This window comes from Allofournierella massiliensis, assembly GCF_964241245.1.
In the GTDB taxonomy this organism is placed as follows: Bacteria; Bacillota; Clostridia; order Oscillospirales; family Ruminococcaceae; genus Allofournierella; species Allofournierella massiliensis.
Window position 1 is genome coordinate 182,518 of sequence record NZ_CAXSWZ010000001.1, and the last position, 18,119, is coordinate 200,636.

Annotated in this window: 15 protein-coding genes and 1 pseudogene; 14 read left to right on the forward strand and 2 right to left on the reverse strand. The window is 50.8% G+C overall.

The window, feature by feature from the left end:
- The 13 genes and pseudogenes from ACESYO_RS00895 to ACESYO_RS00955 form a co-directional block, all read left to right on the forward strand.
- Nucleotides 1-621: pseudogene (locus ACESYO_RS00895) on the forward strand (hypothetical protein); the annotation flags it as partial.
- Between the two features lie 2 nt (nt 622-623).
- Nucleotides 624-1,625 carry an acyltransferase family protein gene (locus ACESYO_RS00900; protein WP_283127888.1) on the forward strand — a complete coding sequence of 334 codons (1,002 nt, stop codon included), beginning with the start codon at nt 624-626 and terminating at the stop codon, nt 1,623-1,625.
- 42 nt (nt 1,626-1,667) lie between these two features.
- Complete coding sequence (locus ACESYO_RS00905; RefSeq protein ID WP_373211164.1) at nt 1,668-2,423, forward strand: ABC transporter permease; 756 nt, start codon at nt 1,668-1,670, stop codon at nt 2,421-2,423.
- A gap of 12 nt (nt 2,424-2,435) precedes the next feature.
- Nucleotides 2,436-3,182 carry an ABC transporter ATP-binding protein gene (locus ACESYO_RS00910; RefSeq protein WP_283127884.1) on the forward strand — a complete coding sequence of 249 codons (747 nt, stop codon included), beginning with the start codon at nt 2,436-2,438 and terminating at the stop codon, nt 3,180-3,182.
- A gap of 26 nt (nt 3,183-3,208) precedes the next feature.
- Entirely contained in the window at nt 3,209-5,074 is a 1,866-nt protein-coding gene (locus ACESYO_RS00915; RefSeq protein ID WP_373209192.1) for a DUF4422 domain-containing protein, read from the forward strand.
- A gap of 19 nt (nt 5,075-5,093) precedes the next feature.
- A complete protein-coding gene (locus ACESYO_RS00920) occupies nt 5,094-6,167 on the forward strand; it encodes a class I SAM-dependent methyltransferase (RefSeq protein WP_283127882.1) in 1,074 nt (357 codons plus the stop codon).
- A gap of 18 nt (nt 6,168-6,185) precedes the next feature.
- Complete coding sequence (locus ACESYO_RS00925; RefSeq protein ID WP_283127881.1) at nt 6,186-8,177, forward strand: glycosyltransferase; 1,992 nt, start codon at nt 6,186-6,188, stop codon at nt 8,175-8,177.
- 63 nt (nt 8,178-8,240) lie between these two features.
- Complete coding sequence (locus ACESYO_RS00930; protein WP_283127887.1) at nt 8,241-9,773, forward strand: glucosyltransferase domain-containing protein; 1,533 nt, start codon at nt 8,241-8,243, stop codon at nt 9,771-9,773.
- Nucleotides 9,774-9,823: 50 nt separating this feature from the next.
- The gene (locus tag ACESYO_RS00935; RefSeq protein ID WP_283127880.1) at nt 9,824-10,774 is read left to right on the forward strand and encodes a glycosyltransferase family 2 protein; all 951 of its coding nucleotides are present in this window, start codon (nt 9,824-9,826) and stop codon (nt 10,772-10,774) included.
- Nucleotides 10,775-11,092: 318 nt separating this feature from the next.
- Nucleotides 11,093-12,076 (forward strand): Gfo/Idh/MocA family protein, encoded by a 984-nt coding sequence (locus ACESYO_RS00940; RefSeq protein ID WP_373209197.1) that lies wholly within the window; start codon nt 11,093-11,095, stop codon nt 12,074-12,076.
- Nucleotide 12,077: 1 nt separating this feature from the next.
- On the forward strand, nt 12,078-12,557 hold the full coding sequence (locus ACESYO_RS00945) for a DUF1648 domain-containing protein (RefSeq protein WP_373209199.1): 480 nt from the start codon (nt 12,078-12,080) through the stop codon (nt 12,555-12,557).
- Between the two features lie 117 nt (nt 12,558-12,674).
- Entirely contained in the window at nt 12,675-13,784 is a 1,110-nt protein-coding gene (locus ACESYO_RS00950; protein ID WP_373209201.1) for a THUMP domain-containing class I SAM-dependent RNA methyltransferase, read from the forward strand.
- Nucleotides 13,785-13,867: 83 nt separating this feature from the next.
- Nucleotides 13,868-14,212 carry a hypothetical protein gene (locus tag ACESYO_RS00955; protein ID WP_373211166.1) on the forward strand — a complete coding sequence of 115 codons (345 nt, stop codon included), beginning with the start codon at nt 13,868-13,870 and terminating at the stop codon, nt 14,210-14,212.
- A gap of 3 nt (nt 14,213-14,215) precedes the next feature.
- Here ACESYO_RS00955 and ACESYO_RS00960 read toward each other — a convergent pair whose 3' ends face one another.
- Both ACESYO_RS00960 and ACESYO_RS00965 read right to left on the reverse strand, forming a co-directional pair.
- Nucleotides 14,216-16,126, reverse strand: a complete 1,911-nt coding sequence (locus ACESYO_RS00960; RefSeq protein ID WP_373209205.1) for a hypothetical protein — start codon at nt 16,124-16,126, stop codon at nt 14,216-14,218.
- Nucleotide 16,127: 1 nt separating this feature from the next.
- Nucleotides 16,128-17,021, reverse strand: coding sequence for a radical SAM protein (locus tag ACESYO_RS00965; protein ID WP_373209206.1), 894 nt, complete (start codon nt 17,019-17,021; stop codon nt 16,128-16,130).
- 222 nt (nt 17,022-17,243) lie between these two features.
- On the opposite strand from ACESYO_RS00965, the gene ACESYO_RS00970 reads away from it, so the two are divergent.
- Nucleotides 17,244-18,113: a DMT family transporter gene (locus tag ACESYO_RS00970; RefSeq protein WP_373209207.1), complete on the forward strand. Its 870-nt coding sequence runs from the start codon at nt 17,244-17,246 to the stop codon at nt 18,111-18,113.
- Nucleotides 18,114-18,119 lie beyond the last annotated feature (6 nt).

Genomic DNA, 18,119 nt, shown 5'->3' on the forward strand with positions numbered 1-18,119 from the left:
GGTAAGGCAGAAGGCCGCGATGCGCAGACCTATTGCCGCCTGAGCCGTTACCAGGGGCAGGACTATTCTGCGGTATACAACTACGACTATTATGTGCAGAACAATGCGGATATCCGTAACCTGTATGGATACAGCGACTATCTGACAATCCAGCATTTTGTGGAGCACGGTATGGGCGAAGGCCGCCAGGGTAGCGCGGAATTCAACGTGTACAATTACCGTGCGCGGTATGCGGATCTGATGGACTGGCTGGGAAATGATCTGCGGTCCTACTACATCCACTACAAGGACCACGGTAAGGCAGAAGGCCGCGATGCGCAGACCTATTGCCGCCTGAGCCGTTACCAGGGGCAGGACTATTCTGCGGTATACAGCTACGATTATTATGTGCAGAACAATGCGGATATCCGTAACCTGTACGGATACAACGACTATCTGACGATCCAGCATTTTGTGGAGCACGGTATGGGCGAAGGCCGCCAGGGTAGCGCGGAATTCAACGTATTTGCCTATCGGGAACGGTATGATGATCTAATGCAGCTTTGGGGAGATAATCTTGCTCCTTACTATGTTCACTACAAAGATCACGGAAAAGATGAAGGGCGAGTTGCTGTTTGGTAAAAATGAAAGATGGGACAGGAATGGGCCGGCGCATTTTATGGCTTGATGGCGCAAAAGCAATTGCAATTGTTGCGATGATCATTGGGCATGTTGTGCCGTTGGAGAGCAGTGTTCGGACACTGATTTTCTCCTTTCACATGCCGTTGTTCTTTATCGCAACAGGCTTTACGCACAAAGAACCGCAGGATTATATCGGATGGTGGAAGCAGGTAAAGCAAGATATCAAAAGAATATTGCTTCCCTGTGTGATTGCATGTGCAGTTTCAGTGGCGTTCAGTGTTGCTTTTGGTGGATTCGGTGTACTGGCAGAGAGCGCCAGGTATACATTGGACGGATTGCTGTGGAGTTCGGCTGTGGAAGTGAAAGGGCATGCTGCGCTGGGAGCTTTGTGGTTTTTGGTTGCGCTGTTCTGGGGAAAAACTCTTTTTGGTCTGACACAGGTTATGTTTCCCGGAATCAACCGGAACATTTTGTATCTGTTTTTTGCGCTGACAAGCTGGGTTCTCTCGCAAGAGAATCTCTGGCTGCCGCAAGCGATGGATATCGTACCCATCATTCTCACGTTCCTGGCAGTAGGTGAGTTCCTTCGCAGCATCTATCAGAACACTTATAAAAAATATTCCCATTGGATTGTTCCAGGGGCATTTCTGCTGTGGTCCATCTGTGTGATACAGGGAATTAATATTGAAATTGGAACGCGGTATTATCCATTCTTTTGGTTGAGTATCCTGGAAGCGATTGCGGGAAGTATTTGCGTATTTGCTTTGGCTGAGGTTTTGTGCCAGAATGCAGCGGTTAGCACAATGCTGACCTTTATTGGGCGTCATACCCTTGCGCTGCTTTGCATTCATACGCTGGATTGGCCGGTGGCTTTTCTCTGGAATGGACAATCGGTATGGCGTGCCAGCATCTTGCGCCTGATTGTGGATTTGATTCTGCTGGTTTGCTTTGTAGGATTAAAATACATACTGTTTGACAACCTTTTAAAAAAAGCGAGGAATTGATAAACAATGTTGAAAATCAAGGAATTACCTGCCTGGCAGCATTTGCAAAAGTACAAACCGTTGCTTCGTGAGCTGGTTGTACGGGATCTTAAGGTGAAATATCGTCGGAGCTTCCTGGGCTATCTGTGGAGTTTGCTGAACCCGCTGCTGATGATGACGGTTATGTCGTTCGTGTTCTCCTATATTTTCCGGTACGACATTGACAATTATCCCTTGTATTTGATTTGCGGACAGACCCTCTGGAGCTTCTTCAATGAAAGCACCAACATGGCCATGTATTCGGTTCTGGGAAATGGCGCGCTGATCAAAAAGGTCTACATTCCGAAATTTATTTTCCCCATGTCCCGGGTGTTTTCCAGCTTTGTCACCATGAGCTTCAGTCTGGGCGCCATCCTGATTGTTATGCTCGTTACCCGTGCCCCGCTGCATTGGCAGGCACTGCTGTTCCCGTTGCCGCTTATCCTTCTTCTGCTTTTTTCCATGGGTGTGGGCCTGATCCTTTCTGCTCTTTCGGTGTATTTCCGGGACATCACCCATCTGTATAACGTAATTACCCTTGCGTGGATGTATGCAACCCCGGTTTTCTACCCCGTGTCCGGTATGCCTCCGGAGGTTGTGACGGTCCTGAAGCTGAACCCCATGTATTACTATCTGGATTGTTTCCGCCAGCTGGTTCTGTATGGTACCATTCCTTCTGCCGCTTCGTGGGGAATCTGCGTGGGAGTGAGCGTGCTGGCCCTGGCGATTGGACTGGCTGTTTTCAGAAAACTTCAGCGTAACTTTATCCTGTATTTGTAAGGAGCTTTGGATATGTCGACACCTGTTGTAGAAGTTAATAATGTAACAATGCGGTTTAATCTGGCTGAGGAAAAGACGGATACCGTAAAGGAATATTTTGTCAAACTGGTCAAAGGGCAGCTCCATTTTAATGAGTTTCTGGCGTTGAAGAATGTGTCCTTTACGGTAAACCGAGGGGAATCGGTTGCACTGATTGGCAAAAACGGCAGCGGTAAGAGCACGATGCTGAAAATCATTGCCGGAGTTATGTATCCTTCTGAGGGCCAAATCAAGATCAATGGCAGCATTGCCCCCCTGATTGAGCTGGGAGCCGGTTTTGACATGGACCTGACCGCGCGGGAAAATATTTATCTGAATGGCGCCGTTATGGGAATGGATCGGCAGTTCATGAACCAGCATTTTGACGAGATCATCGAGTTTGCCGAATTGCAGGACTTTGTGGATGTTCCCATTAAAAACTATTCCTCCGGCATGGTTTCCCGTCTGGGCTTTGCCATTGCCACAGTGGTGCGCGCAGATATTCTGGTTGTGGACGAGGTGCTTGCCGTAGGCGACTTTAAATTCCAGGAAAAGTGCAAGCAAAAGATGCAGGAACTTCTTGCAGGCGGCACAACCCTGCTTTTCGTCAGCCACAGTGGCAGCCAGGTAAAGGAACTGTGCAGCCGCGCTATTTGGCTTGAGCATGGTGTGGTTATGGCAGATGGCGATGCCACGGAAGTGTATGAGCAATACGAGAAAAAAATGGAGCAGAACGGCTAAACGATTTGCTCTGATGAGGAATAAAGATGGAAAAGAATATTAAAATACTGATTTCGTGCCATAAACCCACAGATTATGTGAAAAACGATATCATGCAGCCCATTCAGGTGGGCAGCAAGAATGCCAAAGTTCGTTTGGAAGGGATGCTGCATGATGACGAGGGCGAAAATCTTTCTGAGCGGAATCCCATGTATTGTGAGATGACCGCACAGTATTGGGCGTGGAAAAACCTGGATTGTGATTACTATGGATTTTTCCATTATCGCCGGTATTTTGCGTTCAACCGCCCCGAAGGAAAGTACGACAGCTGGGGCAATCTGACGGAATCTTTTTTTGACGAGAATACCGTTGAGAAATATGGGTTGAGCGAAGAAAACATCCGTTCCATCGTGGAACAGGCGGATTTGATTTTGCCGGAAGAAAAGGACATTGCCCGGATGCCGAATATGGGCAAAAATATGATTGACCAGTACATGGCGTCCGGCTATCTTCATCGGCAGGATTTGGATATCATGATGGATATCCTGCGGGAAAAATATCCGGAGTTTGTGCCCTATGCGGAGCGTTATTTAAATGGACATACAACCTATCTGAATAACATGTACATCATGAAGAAGGAGATCTTCCATGAATACTGTGCATGGCTGTTTGATATCTTGGAGTGTCATATGCAGCGGGCCAATATGGCGGATTATTCCTGTGAAGCGCTTCGTACACCGGGCCATTTGGCTGAGCGTCTGATTAACATTTATTGCCTGTATCTGAAGGATAAGAAAAATTACCGGATCAAGGAACTGCCCACAGTGGCCTTCCAGGATACGGACCCGCTGGTAAAACCGAAGCCTGCTTTCCAGGAGAATAATGTTGCAATTGCGCTGTCTGCCAACGACTATTATGCGCCCTATGTGTCCTCTTTGCTGTATTCCATGCGGGAATATTTTACCAAAGAGAACAATTACGACATTCTGGTAATGCACCGGGATATTTCGGCGCAGACGCAGAAAAATCTGAAAAATGTCTTTGCAAAGAACAGCAATGTTTCGGTTCGGTTCTTCAATGTATCCCGTTTTGGAAAGCAGTTTGAACATCTGTTCCTGCGCGGGCATTTCGCACTGGAGACATATTTCCGGCTGTTGATGCCGGAACTAATGCCGGACTATGATAAGGTTCTTTATTTGGACTGTGATGTAATCGTAAAGGCGGATCTGGCCCAGCTGTACGCTGCCGATGTGGAAAATTGCCTGCTGGCTGCCTGCCACGATGCGGATACAGCAGGTCTGTATAACGGTTTTGAGCCCCACAAGAAGTACTATATGGACAATATCCTGAAGATTGAGCATCCCTACGAGTACTTCCAGGCGGGTGTGATCCTGTTTAACCTGGCGGAGTTCCGGAAAAGTTACACCAGCAAGCAGATGCTGGAATTTGCTGCGTCAAATGAATGGGAGCTGCTGGATCAGGATGTTCTGAACTATCTGGCCCAGAATCGATACCGCAGCGTGGATATGGCCTGGAATGTGATGACCAACTGGCGCGGCATCCGTATTCCGGAAATTGTAAGCCGCGCTCCCAAATATCTGCGGGATGAATATATGAACGCTCACAGTGCGCCCAAGATTATTCACTATGCAGGCCCGGACAAACCCTGGCAGCAGCCCGATGCAGACTATGCGGAGGAGTTCTGGCGTTACGCACGCATGAGTGAATACTATGAAGTGATGATGCAGCGCCTGATGCGGCAGAGCGTTCAGGAAGGAAGACCGCTTCCCCGCAAAGTAAGAGTGAAAAACAAGGTGAAACGGGTTTTGCAGCCCATCGCAGACAAATTATTGCCCAAGTACACAAAGCGCCGGGAAGCAGTAAAGAAGCTGGTAAAAAAAGTACGGAGATAACATCAAGAGGAGAATGGTGATGGAACGTTTGGATTTTGGTGGAAGCATGCAATATAATGCAATGGAGGCCAGCATTCATCTGAATCGGTATCTTGCAGCGAAACCGTACATCAATGGTATGAATGTGCTGGATGCCGCTTGTGGTGAGGGATATGGAAGCAACCTGATGAAAAAATGGGGAGCAAAATCTGTTGTAGGTATGGACTGCTCAGAGGATGCAATTGCCCTTGCCCGGAAAAATTTTCAAGAGGATACGATTGAGTTTGTTAAGCATTCTGTGGAGCAGCTGCCGTTTGCGGATAACAGTTTTGATGTGGTAGTTTCGTTGGAGACGATTGAACACTTGGAACATCCGGAAGCCTTTTTAACCGAAATCAAGCGTGTACTGAAGGCGGATGGAACCATTATCATGTCCTGCCCCAATGACCATTATTACGAAGTCTCTTTGGATGGTTTTGAGAATTTGTATCATAAAAGGCGGTATACTTTTGCAGAATTCAAGAAATTTGCAGAGAATATTCTGGGAGAGGCCAATAACTGGTATATGGGCATGGCAGTTGATGGTTTTATGAATATTCCTCTGGTTGCAGAAGGTGGCAAGGAAAGTGTCGCTTCCGGTTCGATGCGGGAGCTGATGCATTACAAAGAGCTTGCCCATGCGATGCAGGTACCGGCAGACGAATGTCTGGTTGCAGAGAAAAGCTGCTATTATCTTGGAATCTGGGGCGCAGAAAAGCACCCGGAAGAGGTGACTGCCGGTATTTTTGCAAAAGAGCTTTTCCAGAACCCGAAGGAGGCATCCATTTGCAGTGAGATGAGTAAGCGTATATCTGCCTTGGAAAAGCAGTTGGCGCAAGCGGAACGCGAGGCTTATTCCAATCACATTGAAATTGAACGAGCCAGACACCTGTGGAATTTGGCAGAGAAGGAAAAAGTCTTCCTTTGGAAAAGGATCGATCATTATCAGCAGCAGGTAGGACAGTTGGAAGCGGATTCCAATTACCTGCACTTCCTCCAGGGATCAAAAGCTTATAAATTGATTATGAAGTATTGGCGGTTTAAGGATAAGCTGAAACGTTTGGTGAGAAAATAAGCGAAAGGAGGTCGGACTATGGGTTGTGAACGGACTCCACATGAGCACAAAACGATGGATAAAGCATACTATACCACCCCAAGACATGAAGCGATTGGCGTTGAGAATAGTTGTATCCACAAGGCCGATTTGATCAATGTGGGAAAAAATGGAGAAAATATTACCGTAACGATTTGCATTCGGAATAAAATCGAATATGTAATTGGTTTGCTGGAATCTCTTCAGAAAAAAATTCCCGAATTCCAGGGGAAAGTATTGCTTGGGGCTGCCGGCATGTCGGCGGAGGCAAGTGCGTATTTGCATTTGCGTTTGAAGGATTTTCCTTTTGAATGTGTATTGGTCGATTTTAAAGAAAGCACAGATACTGCGGTACAGAAAAATAAGCTTTATGCGATGGTTGATACCGATTGGTTGATGACTCTGGATGACGGCATGCGATTCATTGATAACCCGCTGCCTCAAATTCAAAAGAGCTTGAACTTTCTTGGCTGTAAGTTTTTGGGACTTCCGTTTTTCAGCAAAAAAGAAGAGAAAAGTAAGGTGTATGGCGCACACCTGAAGGTGGGCGGTCAGGAGAATCGCCCGACAATCAGCTTGACTGGTATTACAGATCGGGATGAATCGGATGAGCTTCCTTATGGTTTTTTGTGTACGGGTTTACTCACGGAAGCTGCAGTAATTAACCGGGAGACATTTTTGGCGCTTAATGGATTTGACGGCAATATCTTTGCAGGATTTGAAAACCTGGAGTTTTCGCTTCGCCTTTTTCAGAAGGGGTACAAAGTTGGATGCTGCGGAGCTACCGCATTGCGTTCCATTGAGCCGGTTGAATTTGCGGCCGTGCAGAAGGAGCAGATCGAAAAATCCGTGGAATATTTTGAAGGCAAATATGGCTTCATAATTCCTTCGGAAGAAGTAAGCAAATATATCAAGAAGCCAAAAAATCCCCCGCTGGTTGCGCCTGTGGCTGCACCTAAAAAGAAAAAAATAGCACTTGTGGTTGATCGCCCGGACTGGGCGCTGGGTCATATTGCGGATCAGGTCGAAAAAAATCTGAAAGATTATTTTGACTTTGTGCGCTTCCATATGATCGATATTGATAATGTGAGCGATATCTTTTTCCTTGCCGAGGATTGTGATTTGATTCATTTCTTTTGGAGAGGCATCATAACGGTAGTGGACAGCGAATATGCCGTGAATAGAATGCGAAACCTTGGAATGACGGAAAAAGAGTTTTTTGATCGATACATAAAAAGCAAGGCTATTACAACAGAGGTATATGATCACTTGTTGCTGGAATCTGACTATGATGTGACCGAAAAATTGTTTAATAACGAACATTCGCTGGTAACATCGTATGCGGTATCCAGCAAAAAACTGGAAAAGATTTATGCAGAGCAGTTGCATCTGAAGGCCCGCCCGACCGCAGTATTGCAGGATGGCGTAGATCTTGGAATGTTCAAGCCTCAAAATCTGGAACGCTTTGAAAACATTGCGGAACGAACCATTCGTTTTGGTTGGGTTGGAAACAGTAACTGGCAGTGTGGTGATTTGAAGGGAATTGGTACAATCATCCAGCCGGCCATTCGGCAGTTACAAGAGGAAGGATATAATATTGAACTGATTACATCCGACCGAAACAAGCGAATGATTCCGCACCATGAGATGCCAGATTATTATGCAGGAATTGACTGTTACATTTGTGCTTCCACTGGCGAAGGAACGCCTAACCCGGTTCTGGAGTCCATGGCGTGTGGAATTCCGGTAATCAGCACGGATGTTGGCATTGTGCCGGAAGCTTTAGGGGAAAAACAGAAAAAGTATATTTTGAAAGAGCGCTCTGTGGAATGCATGAAAGCTGCGATTCGTGATATGGTGGAAAATCCCAATGTTTTTGTGGAGCTTTCGAAAGAAAATCTGGAAGCAATCAAAAAGTGGGATTGGAAGATAAAAGCAGGCGCCTTCAAAGAATTCTTTGAAGAGGCGATAAACATTAGAATGCAGCAGTGAAACAGGTTCAACTCTACAAAAAATTGGAAAAGAAGAAATAAGTAGGAGCTGGTTTGTGTTTTGATGAATTTTTGCTTGAAGAAAGAAGATATATATGCAATTGAAAGAAAAAATGAAGATGCGCTGAAAATGTTAAAAAAGGCGCTGGCATTCACTTTTGGGATTGGTCTGATAGCAAATTCGTACTGCTTTTTCAATTTTTCTCCGACCGTAGATTCAACCATGCTTGTGAATGAGGAAGGGCTTTGGAATCTTTCCTTGGGACGATTTGTGATTCCGGCATATTTGGCGATTCGTTCCAAAATAACCATCCCTTGGGTGATCGGGTGCTTGTCTCTTTTCTACATAGCGCTGTCTGTTTATTGTGTATGTAGTATCCTCAAAATGAAATCAACACCCGAAATTGCACTGGTTAGTGGGGTATTCACGGTTAATGTTTCATTGGCAGATAACTTTGCAGCATATCTGCATACGGCAGATTTCTATATGTTTGCGCTGCTTTTAAGCTGCTTGGGGGTGTATTTCCTCAAATTCAACTTCCGTTTTGGAGTTTTGTGGGCTGCGATTTGTTTTGTTGGCGTATTGGGAATTTACCAGAGTTATATTAGCGTATCGGCTGGTTTGATCACATTATCCGTTATTTCCAGCTTGTTGGAAAAGGAAGAATGGGGTCGGATATTTGGTTATGTTAAAAAAGCAATTTTAAGTGTTATCATATCCGCTCCGTTATATCTGCTCACAGTCAAGGGAACACAGCTTCTTTTCCATGTGGAACCAGCCAGTTCTCAGAATGGAATTGAACAGATCTTCTCCAGAACACCTAAAGAGTTGTTGCTTTTTATCCCGGAAACATATAGAACTTTATTCAGAGCATTGGCATGCCCCTACAATTATACGGGAAACCTGCTTGGCATAATTGATGTGATTCTTATCATTTGTGCTATCACAATGGGTATAGTGTTATTGAGAAAAAGCAAGGCAGGAATGGCTCTGTTTGTAATAGGAGTTGCAACTTTTCCGTGTATAACCAGCATTGCTGTTATACTCAGTTTGGGTACATCTAATCACATGCTCATGTATTATCCATATCAATTGGTGTTTGTTGCGGTGATTTTGGTTGCTAAACATTTTTGCGCCAAGCGGAATAATTATGTTCCTGGAATTGTAGTAGTTGCGCTGATTTTAGCCAATTTGTTCATAAATGGGATTGTCATCAACGGCGCTTATACTCAAAAAGAAGTTGTATATGAAAGTACAATAATTGAGTGCGCTAATATTTTACGGGATATTGAAAAAATTCCGGACTATGAGGAGGGAATTACTCCGGTTGTTTTTGTTGGTGATTTTAATAGCTCTTACTTGAATGGAAACCGTCCGGGGTTGAAAGCTTATGATGAGTGGACTGGCTTTGCAGGCAGTGCAGTCACCTATCATGGAACATTTTCTCACATGGCTAGAAATATTTTGGGGCATAGCATAAATTTGATAGAGGAAGAACTGGATGACAGCTTGGTAAAAGATATGCCACAATATCCTAATCCAGGATACTGCATTTACGATGGAGAAAAAGTTATTGTGAAAATAGCCGATGAGTAACGCGCGGTTTATTTTTAGCATTAGCTTGATACTCTCAGAAAGAGGATAATATGCTGCTTTCCATTATTGTTCCCTGCTACAACGAGCAGGAATCCCTGCCGCTGTTTTACAAGGAAATCACCCGGGTCGCGGCGGAGATGAAGCAGAGCCACGGCGCTGATTTTGAGTTTATCTTTGTGGACGACGGCTCCAGAGACAACACCCTTGCCATCGCCCGGGAGCTTCACCGGCAGGATGAACGGGTGCGCTACATCAGCTTCTCCCGCAACTTCGGCAAGGAGGCGGGCATTCTGGCCGGCCTGCAGGCCGCAAAGGGCGATTATGTGGCCATGATGGACGCGGATCTTCAGGACCCTCCGGCCCTGCTGCCCCAGATGCTGGACGCTCTTTTGCTTGAGGATTATGACTGCGCCGCCACCCGGCGCACCAACCGCAAGGGCGAGCCACCCATCCGCAGTTTTTTCGCCCGGATGTTCTACAAGCTCATCAACAAGATGAGCGACGCGGACATTGTGGACGGCGCGCGGGACTACCGGCTGATGCGCCGCAGAATGGTGGATGCCATCCTCTCCATGCCGGAATACAACCGGTTCTCCAAGGGCATCTTCGGCTGGGTGGGCTTCAAGACCAAATGGCTGGAGTATGTGAACGTGGAGCGGGTGGCCGGCGAAACCAAGTGGAACTTCTGGAAGCTGTTCCTCTATTCGCTGGAGGGCATCATCGGCTTTTCCACCGCTCCGCTGGCCATTGCCAGCCTGATGGGCATGTTTTTCTGCCTGTTGGCCTTTGTGATGATCATTGTAATCATCGTGCGCACCCTTCTGTTCGGCGACCCCACCAGCGGGTGGCCCAGCATGGTGTGTATCATCTTTTTGTGCAGCGGCGTGCAGCTGTTCTGCATGGGTGTTCTTGGCCAGTATCTGGCAAAGACCTACCTGGAAACCAAGCATCGCCCGGTATATATTACGCGAGAAACGGAGAACGATTTAAACGAAGAGTGAATGGTCTCTTGTTGCTGAAGCGATGCTTTTCCATTGTGCTGACAATAGTAGATTGTTTCGAAGTCGGAAACGGATCTATGGGAAGCCGTGGATGGAAGATGAATGATTAAGAGTGCCTGATAATGGGTGCTCTGTGACAAAACGAATATCACGCTGAAAAGGTCACCAGACGGTGGCCTTTTTTATGGTAAAATTTCTGGGAAAGACAGGCTGAGTTCCAACAGATTTACATTATGAGAAGATTAGTCAATCGGGTAGCTTGGCCAAAACAATGCGGCGTGGTATAATAACCCAAAACGTTCAAAGGGGAGAGGCAGGATGGAAAAAACGTTTAACTGGGTAATCATAGGCGCGGGCGGAATTGCTGAGGAGATGGCCCGGGCATTTGCATTCATGGGCCGCCGGCCCTTCGGCGTGGCGGGCCGTAGCCGGGAGAAAGCACAGGCCTTTGCGCAGAGGTGCGGTGCGGACAGGCTGTATGAAAGTCCGCAGCAGGCCTTTGCAGATCCGGAGATAGATATTGTCTACCTCGCCACTCCTCACAATACCCATGCAGCTTTGATCGAGCAGGCGTTGGCCGCAGGCAAGCATGTGCTGTGCGAAAAAGCTATCACCCTGAACAGTCGGGAGTTGGAGCGGTGTGTCGCACTGGCCCGGGAAAAGAAACGGATTCTGGCAGAAGCTATGACCATCTGGCACATGCCCCTGTACAAGGAACTGCGGCAGCGGCTGACATTGGGAGAATGGGGTAGGGTTCAGCTTCTGCAACTGAACTTTGGCAGCTTCAAGCCCTATGACATGACCAACCGTTTTTTTAATCCGGAACTGGCGGGCGGCGCCTTGCTGGATATTGGGGTCTATGCCCTCAGCTGCGCCCGCAGCTTTTTGTCCAGCGCGCCGGATCAGGTGCTCAGCCGGGTAAAGCTGGCCCCTACCGGGGTGGACGAACAGGCGGTCATCCTGCTGCAAAATCCGGAAAGCCAGATGGCCACCATCACCATGAGCCTGCGCTCCAAGCTGCCCAAGCGGGCGGTGATCGGCTGTGAAAACGCATACATCGAGATCGATGATTACCCCCGCGCTCAGATAGCCCGAGTGGTGGATGCAGCCACCGGCGCGGTGACCGAGGTCCGGGCGGGTGAAACGGCCCGGGCGCTGGAATATGAGGTGGCCGCCATGGAACAGGCGGTGCGTACCGGCGACGTGTCGGCCTTGCATCTGGACTGGACGCAGGATGTGATGCGCACCATGACCGCTCTGCGGCAGGAATGGGGCGTGTGTTACCCCGGCGAGGAGCTGTGAGATGAACAAGAACAAATGGAGCATTCCCAAAAGTCGTTATGACCGCCTGGCTGGTTGGCTGAGCGGAGGATTTCTGGCAGCGGCTGCATTTTATCTCTGGGCCAACTGGATGGCAATCCCACAAAAAATTCCCACCCATTACGGGTTTGGCGGCCAGCCGGATGCCTGGGGCAATAAAAGCAGCTGTGTGGTTCTGCTGGTAATCGGCGGGGTGATGTGGCTGATGATGTGGGGAATTGAACAGGTTCCCATGATCTGGAACACCGGCGTGCAGGTGACCGAGGAAAACCGGGTGCGGGTGTACCGCATTTTGAAAAATCTGCTGGTGACCATACGGCTTGTGATTGCGGCGATTTTTGCATGGATGACGGTCTGCTCGGCCCGGTCGCAGCCGTTGGGAAGCTGGTTTATGCCGTTGACCATGCTGCTGGTGTTCGGCCCCATCGTACTCTGCCTTCTTCAGCTTTACCGGAAACGTTAATGGAAGAAAAAAGCCTTGCGCCGCCTGTCTCCCCATGATATGATAGACCCTGCGACCATTCACACCGGCCTGTGAATTCACTGCAACAGGCCGCATCCAAAAGGAGTTTGCCTTATTATGAAATTTGATCTGATTGCCCCCTGTTACTTCGGCACCGAGAGCACCGCCGCCTTTGAAGTGCGCCGTCTGGGCGCCGAGGACGTGAAGGTGACCGACGGCCGCATTGCCTTTTCCGGGCCGGCGGACATCATTGCCGCTGCGAACCTGAATCTGCGCTGCGCCGAGCGGGTGCTGGTGCTGCTGAAAACCTACACCGCCACCACCTTCGACGAGTTGTTCGACGGTGTGGCCAGCATTCCCTGGGAGGAACTGATCCCGGCGGACGCCCAGTTCCCGGTGAAGGGCTCCAGCCTGTCCAGCACCCTGTCCAGTGTGCCCGCCTGCCAGAGCATTGTGAAAAAAGCGGTGGTGGAGCGGTTGAAGAAGGGTCACAAGACTCTGATGCTGCCTGAGACCGGCGCATTGTACAAGATCCGCTTTTCCATCCGCAAAAACGTGGTGGAAGTGATGCTGGATACCTCCGGTGACGGCCTGCACAAGCGCGGCTACCGGCGCAACGCCACCGGAGCCCCCATCAAGGAGACACTGGCGGCTGCCATCGCGGACCTGGGCCGGGTACGGCGCGATTCCATTGTGGCCGACCCCTTCTGCGGCAGCGGCACCATGGTGATCGAGGCTGCCCAGAAGGCGATGAACATCGCCCCGGGTCTGCGCCGCCGTTTTGCCGCCGAGCACTACACCTTCTGCCCGCCCGAGATCTGGGCCCGGCAGCGGGAAAAGGCCCTGTCTGAGATTCGGCGGGACGCGGCCTTTGAGGGCTTTGGCTACGATATCGACCCTGCGGCAGTGGCCCTTGCCACCCAGAACGCCAAGCTGGCGGGCGTGGGCGACCGGTGTCATTTTGAGCTGGCGGACGTGAAGGACTTTGCTCCCCGGCCGGAGATGATCGTGCTGACCAACCCTCCCTATGGCGAGCGGCTGGGTGATCTGGCCACCGCTGCCCGACTGGGGGGTGTGCTGGGCAAGGCACTGGAGGAGCATCCGGTGACCGGCGCCTACATCATCACTGCGGATGCAGATCTGGAAAAGCACTTCGGCAAAAAAGCCAGCCGCCGCCGTAAGCTGTACAACGGCATGATTCCCTGCCAGGTGTACATGTACTACTGATGACAAAACCATAGACGAAAAAAGCAAGCCGCCCGGAGCCATAGCATCTGGGCGGCTTGCTTTTTTCTGGAAAGAACGCTACAATGAGAAAAACAGAGGTAGTGTCAAAACAGAAAAAGGCGGGCGGTTTTATGAAAAGGCAACTGGCAAAGGCGGTGGAAATCGGCGTGGAAACCGTGAATTACTGGATTATCAGCTATGCACTGAGCAGCATGGCAATGATCTTTCGCACCGAATGGATCTTCGTGTTGTTCTTCGCATCCAATGTATGGTTGATCGGGCGCTATTATGACAGGACAGCCGCTGTGCTGAACAGCCGGAAATGGGCGATACCTGTATGCGCACTGGCATTTGTTGCCTTTGTTCTGTTTGTTTATCATGTGGGACTGGTGCAGGGCAGCGTAATGCCGTTTGCAAACTCCCAATAACCGTCAGTTATTAACCTGATAAATGCTGTATCCACCCTGATCGTAAAGCAGGGTACAGTGGGTGGCAAACCAGTTTTCGTTCACCGCATAATCTGCCCGCTCGGAGGGGCTGATCATCACGTAATCAATGCCCCACTGGTTCAGGCTCTCATCGCTGGGGGATTCCAGCAGCTGGCGTACCGCAGCTTCCTGCGCGGAATAATCCATGCCATGGTAATACAGCCAGGTGCCGGAAGCACAGAGGATGGGCCGCCCGGAAAGACTGAGAACCGGATTCAACAGCTGTGTACCGCACAGAAAGCGACCCATGGGATCGGTGTTTTCTTCCACATAGTCTGCCACGGCGATGGCGTCTGCGTCAAAATGCTGGTATTGGCTCACAGCTTCGCGCCCCAGCGTGAGGATGCTGCCGAAGGTGCCGGTGAACACCAGCATGGCGCAGAGCACCGTCTGCACGCTTCGCTTCTCCACTTTTTTCAGCAGATCCACGATCAGATTTGCCACCAGTATGCAGCCCAGCAGGTGCCAGATGAACAGCAGCTTGTTGTTGTCGTAGTCGTTGGGCTGAAACTCCACAAATTCACTGAGCAGCAGAATCAACAGGCCGCCGCCATAGACCCAGCGCAGCTTTTTGCCCGCCCACAAGAAGGCGGGAAGCAGCAAAATATAGACCAGGCCGATGTTTTTGATATAGAACCAGAAGTAGTTATCTCCCTCGTTGGACCAGTTGAAATGCAAGCGCAAAAAGCCCGATCCCTCCTGAGTATGGGGCAGTATCTGCGTGAGCATCAGCGGCAGCCAGATTACTGCTGTTACCGCAGCGAACAACAGCCAGGGGCGAAGCGCCTTCCAGTTTGTCCGGTACATGACCAGAGAGCGGGTGAAAAGCACACCGCAGATAAGCACCAGAGCAAGAGCAGAGTGCGTTTGTACCAGTGGAAGAGATGCTGCCAGTAAAACAAGCGCAGGCCAGAGCCGGTATTCTTCCTCCAGCGCAAAGCGAACCAGAAGCGCAAGGCAGGGGAAGAGCAGAGCCCAGCCGAACAGGGTGGCGCGCTGCGGAATCAGAAGATCTGCGATGGGGTTTACCCAGCGGATGTTTTCCTCCACATAATTGGTGGGAGTCTCATAGTAGGCGGTGAAAATGCGAGCAAAGTTTTCAAATCCGCCTTCCAGAAAGTAAGCAAACCCAAAGCCGCTGCCCAGAAAGAACAGCACGAAGGCAAGGCTGGCTTTGGTATTGCTGTGCAGCAGATGCCTGGCCAGAAGCCAGCCGCCGCCAAACACCGCCGCCAGTGCCACCACCTGGGGCAGAATGCAGGCGAATTTCAGCGGAGCGCCCAGCAGAAGAAATACGCTGGAAACGCTTTCACACAAAAAGGGATAGCCATAAAGCGTCTGGCCGGCCAGCATGGGGAATTCCGGCGGAAACAGTCCCTGCTCTGCGATGCTTTTTATAAAGGAAAGGTGCATGGGCAGGTCGCCGTAGGTGCTCTGTCCGCACCAGTAAGCGCCCTCCTTATAATAGAGGGTGTGCGTGTGCAGCAGCCAGATCGAAAACAGAAGCAGCGGCAGCACACAGCCCCAGAAGGCTGGGATCAGGCTGGGGGAATGGCTGACGTTGGACGTCTGTGCGCTCTGCTTGCGAAATACCCGGCCGGAAGCAGAACGGCGGGAAAGAAATCCGGCAAGTGAGATTCCTGCCGCAGTGGCCAACGCCAACAGGGCGGCCGGTAGGGTGAAACCCAATGCCAGTGCAAACAGTGCCGGCAGTGCAATCAGCAGTACCAGTCCGAAGGCGGCGGTGTAAACCAGTTGAGCTTCCGGCCCGGAAGCAGGCAACACCCGACGTGCCAGCACAAAGCCGGCGGCCAGAAAGACCGCCAGATATAAAATACTGAATAAAATTCCCATATCAGACACCCTCCAGATCAAAAGGCGGGGTATACTCCTCTTTGGCGCTGCTCTTCTGCTGCATGTAGCCCTCGCTCAATCCCAGGTCGACCGCGTAATTGACTACCTGCCGGTATTCCCAGGTGGAAATGCGGCGATCCAGCGGTTTCATCTGCACCGCCTTGTGGAAGGGGGTATACTGGCTCATCAGACTGGGCAAAAAGCTGCCGGCCGGCAGGCTGGCCATAAAGTCCAGCACTGCTTTGGAATCTGCCAGTGCGCCGGGCAGGGCCAGATGCCGCAGAATAACGCCCTTTTGCAGCAGACCGTTTTCGTCAAAACGGGGGGCGCCGGTCTGCCGGATCATCTGCCGCACCGCCCGGCTGCATACCTCGAAATAATCCGGAGCAGCGGAGTAGCGGGCAGAAAGCTCCGGCAAAACATATTTCACGTCCGTCAGCCATACGTCCACCACGCCGTCCAGAAGCTGCACGGTTTCCAGCGTCTCATATCCGCCGGTATTATACACGATGGGCAGGGTCAGGCCCTGTGCCCGCGCCTGCGCAAGAGCCTCCAGAACCCAGGGCAGCCACTGGGTGGCGGTGACCAGATTGATGTTGTGAGCGCCTTTTTGCTGAAGCTCCAGAAAGATCTGGGCCAGACGGGCTGCATCGATCGCTTTGCCCAGCCCTTCCTGACTGATTTTATAGTTCTGGCAATAGCAGCATTTCAGGCTACATCCGGAGAAGAATACGGTGCCGCTGCCCTGTGTGCCGCTGATGCACGGCTCTTCCCAGTGATGCAGCGCTGCGCGGGCCACCATCAGCTGGTCGGCCGCACCGCATACCCCGGCGCGCCGGGTCCGGTCCGCTTTGCAGCGGCGGGGGCAGAGAGTGCAGGATGCGGGAATCTGCAAGATAAAACCTCCCAAAACAGGCGGCCTTTTCAACGCGCCTGTATAAAGTAAAATAGAACAATCTTTACTATACCATATTTTCTTGTCACTGTGCCACCAAAACTCCGGTTGACGTACCCTGTCAGTCCGGTTGACGTACCCTGTCAGTCTCCCGTATAATAACCAGTTGACGAAAACCGGTACACACCGAACAACAAAGCCGGGGAGAGTGGGGAAAATGGAATGAAAACAGAACAGACCGGAACGGCCCGGAGCGTGGCGGCGTTGAATCTTGCGGTGATGCTGTTTGGGCTGGCCGCGGTGATCGGCCGCTTTGTGCAGGCACCTTCCGTGGTGATTGCGTGCGGACGGGTGATCTGCTCGGCGGCGGTGCTGCTGGCGCTGAGTCTGCTCAGCCGCACGTCGCTGCGGCTGGCAAACAAACGGGATCTGGGGCTGGCGGTGTTTGCGGGGCTGGTACTGGCCCTTCACTGGACCACCTTTTTTCAGGCAATTCAGGTTTCTTCGGTGGCAATGGGAACCATTACTTTTTCTGCCTTTCCGCTCTTTCTTACGGTGCTGGAGCCGCTGGTGTTCCGGGAACGGCTTCGGCTGGAGGGTGTACTGGAGGCCATTGCGTTGCTGGCAGGTGTAATGATCACCCTTCCACCCGACGGCTTGGGCAGCGGTGCGGCAGCCGGAGCAGGTTGGGGCATGCTGTCCGGTCTGGCTTATGCGGTGCTTTCGCTGGCAAACCGGCACCTTTCCGCCCGGTATCCGGCCCGGGTGGTGTGCCTGTATGAACAGGGCACAGCGGCCGTCGCACTGCTGCCTGCGGTTCTGTTCTGGCGTGGGGAGTGGACGATGGTCGGGCTGTGCAGCATCGGCGTGCTGGGGGTAGTGTGTACCGCCCTTGCCCATTCGCTGTATGTGGCAGCTCAGCGTCGGGTAAGTGCCCAGGCGGCTGGGGTGGTGTCCGGTATGGAGACAGTTTATGGAATTCTGTATGCGCTGGTACTGCTGGGAGAAGAGCCCACCGGCCGGGAACTGGCAGGCGGAACACTGATTCTGGGCGTGAGTTTTGTGGCTTCTCTTCGGGCAGGCAGACGATAACAGAGA

Coding starts and splice junctions, on each gene's coding strand:
- ACESYO_RS00920 (WP_283127882.1), top strand. CDS start 5,094: ATGGAACGTTTGGATTTTGGTGGAAGCATGCAATATAATGCAATGGAG.
- ACESYO_RS00930 (WP_283127887.1), top strand. CDS start 8,241: ATGAATTTTTGCTTGAAGAAAGAAGATATATATGCAATTGAAAGAAAA.
- ACESYO_RS00940 (WP_373209197.1), top strand. CDS start 11,093: ATGGAAAAAACGTTTAACTGGGTAATCATAGGCGCGGGCGGAATTGCT.
- ACESYO_RS00955 (WP_373211166.1), top strand. CDS start 13,868: ATGAGAAAAACAGAGGTAGTGTCAAAACAGAAAAAGGCGGGCGGTTTT.
- ACESYO_RS00945 (WP_373209199.1), top strand. CDS start 12,078: ATGAACAAGAACAAATGGAGCATTCCCAAAAGTCGTTATGACCGCCTG.
- ACESYO_RS00960 (WP_373209205.1), bottom strand. CDS start 16,126: ATGGGAATTTTATTCAGTATTTTATATCTGGCGGTCTTTCTGGCCGCC.
- ACESYO_RS00900 (WP_283127888.1), top strand. CDS start 624: ATGAAAGATGGGACAGGAATGGGCCGGCGCATTTTATGGCTTGATGGC.
- ACESYO_RS00935 (WP_283127880.1), top strand. CDS start 9,824: ATGCTGCTTTCCATTATTGTTCCCTGCTACAACGAGCAGGAATCCCTG.
- ACESYO_RS00925 (WP_283127881.1), top strand. CDS start 6,186: ATGGGTTGTGAACGGACTCCACATGAGCACAAAACGATGGATAAAGCA.
- ACESYO_RS00910 (WP_283127884.1), top strand. CDS start 2,436: ATGTCGACACCTGTTGTAGAAGTTAATAATGTAACAATGCGGTTTAAT.
- ACESYO_RS00915 (WP_373209192.1), top strand. CDS start 3,209: ATGGAAAAGAATATTAAAATACTGATTTCGTGCCATAAACCCACAGAT.
- ACESYO_RS00970 (WP_373209207.1), top strand. CDS start 17,244: ATGAAAACAGAACAGACCGGAACGGCCCGGAGCGTGGCGGCGTTGAAT.
- ACESYO_RS00950 (WP_373209201.1), top strand. CDS start 12,675: ATGAAATTTGATCTGATTGCCCCCTGTTACTTCGGCACCGAGAGCACC.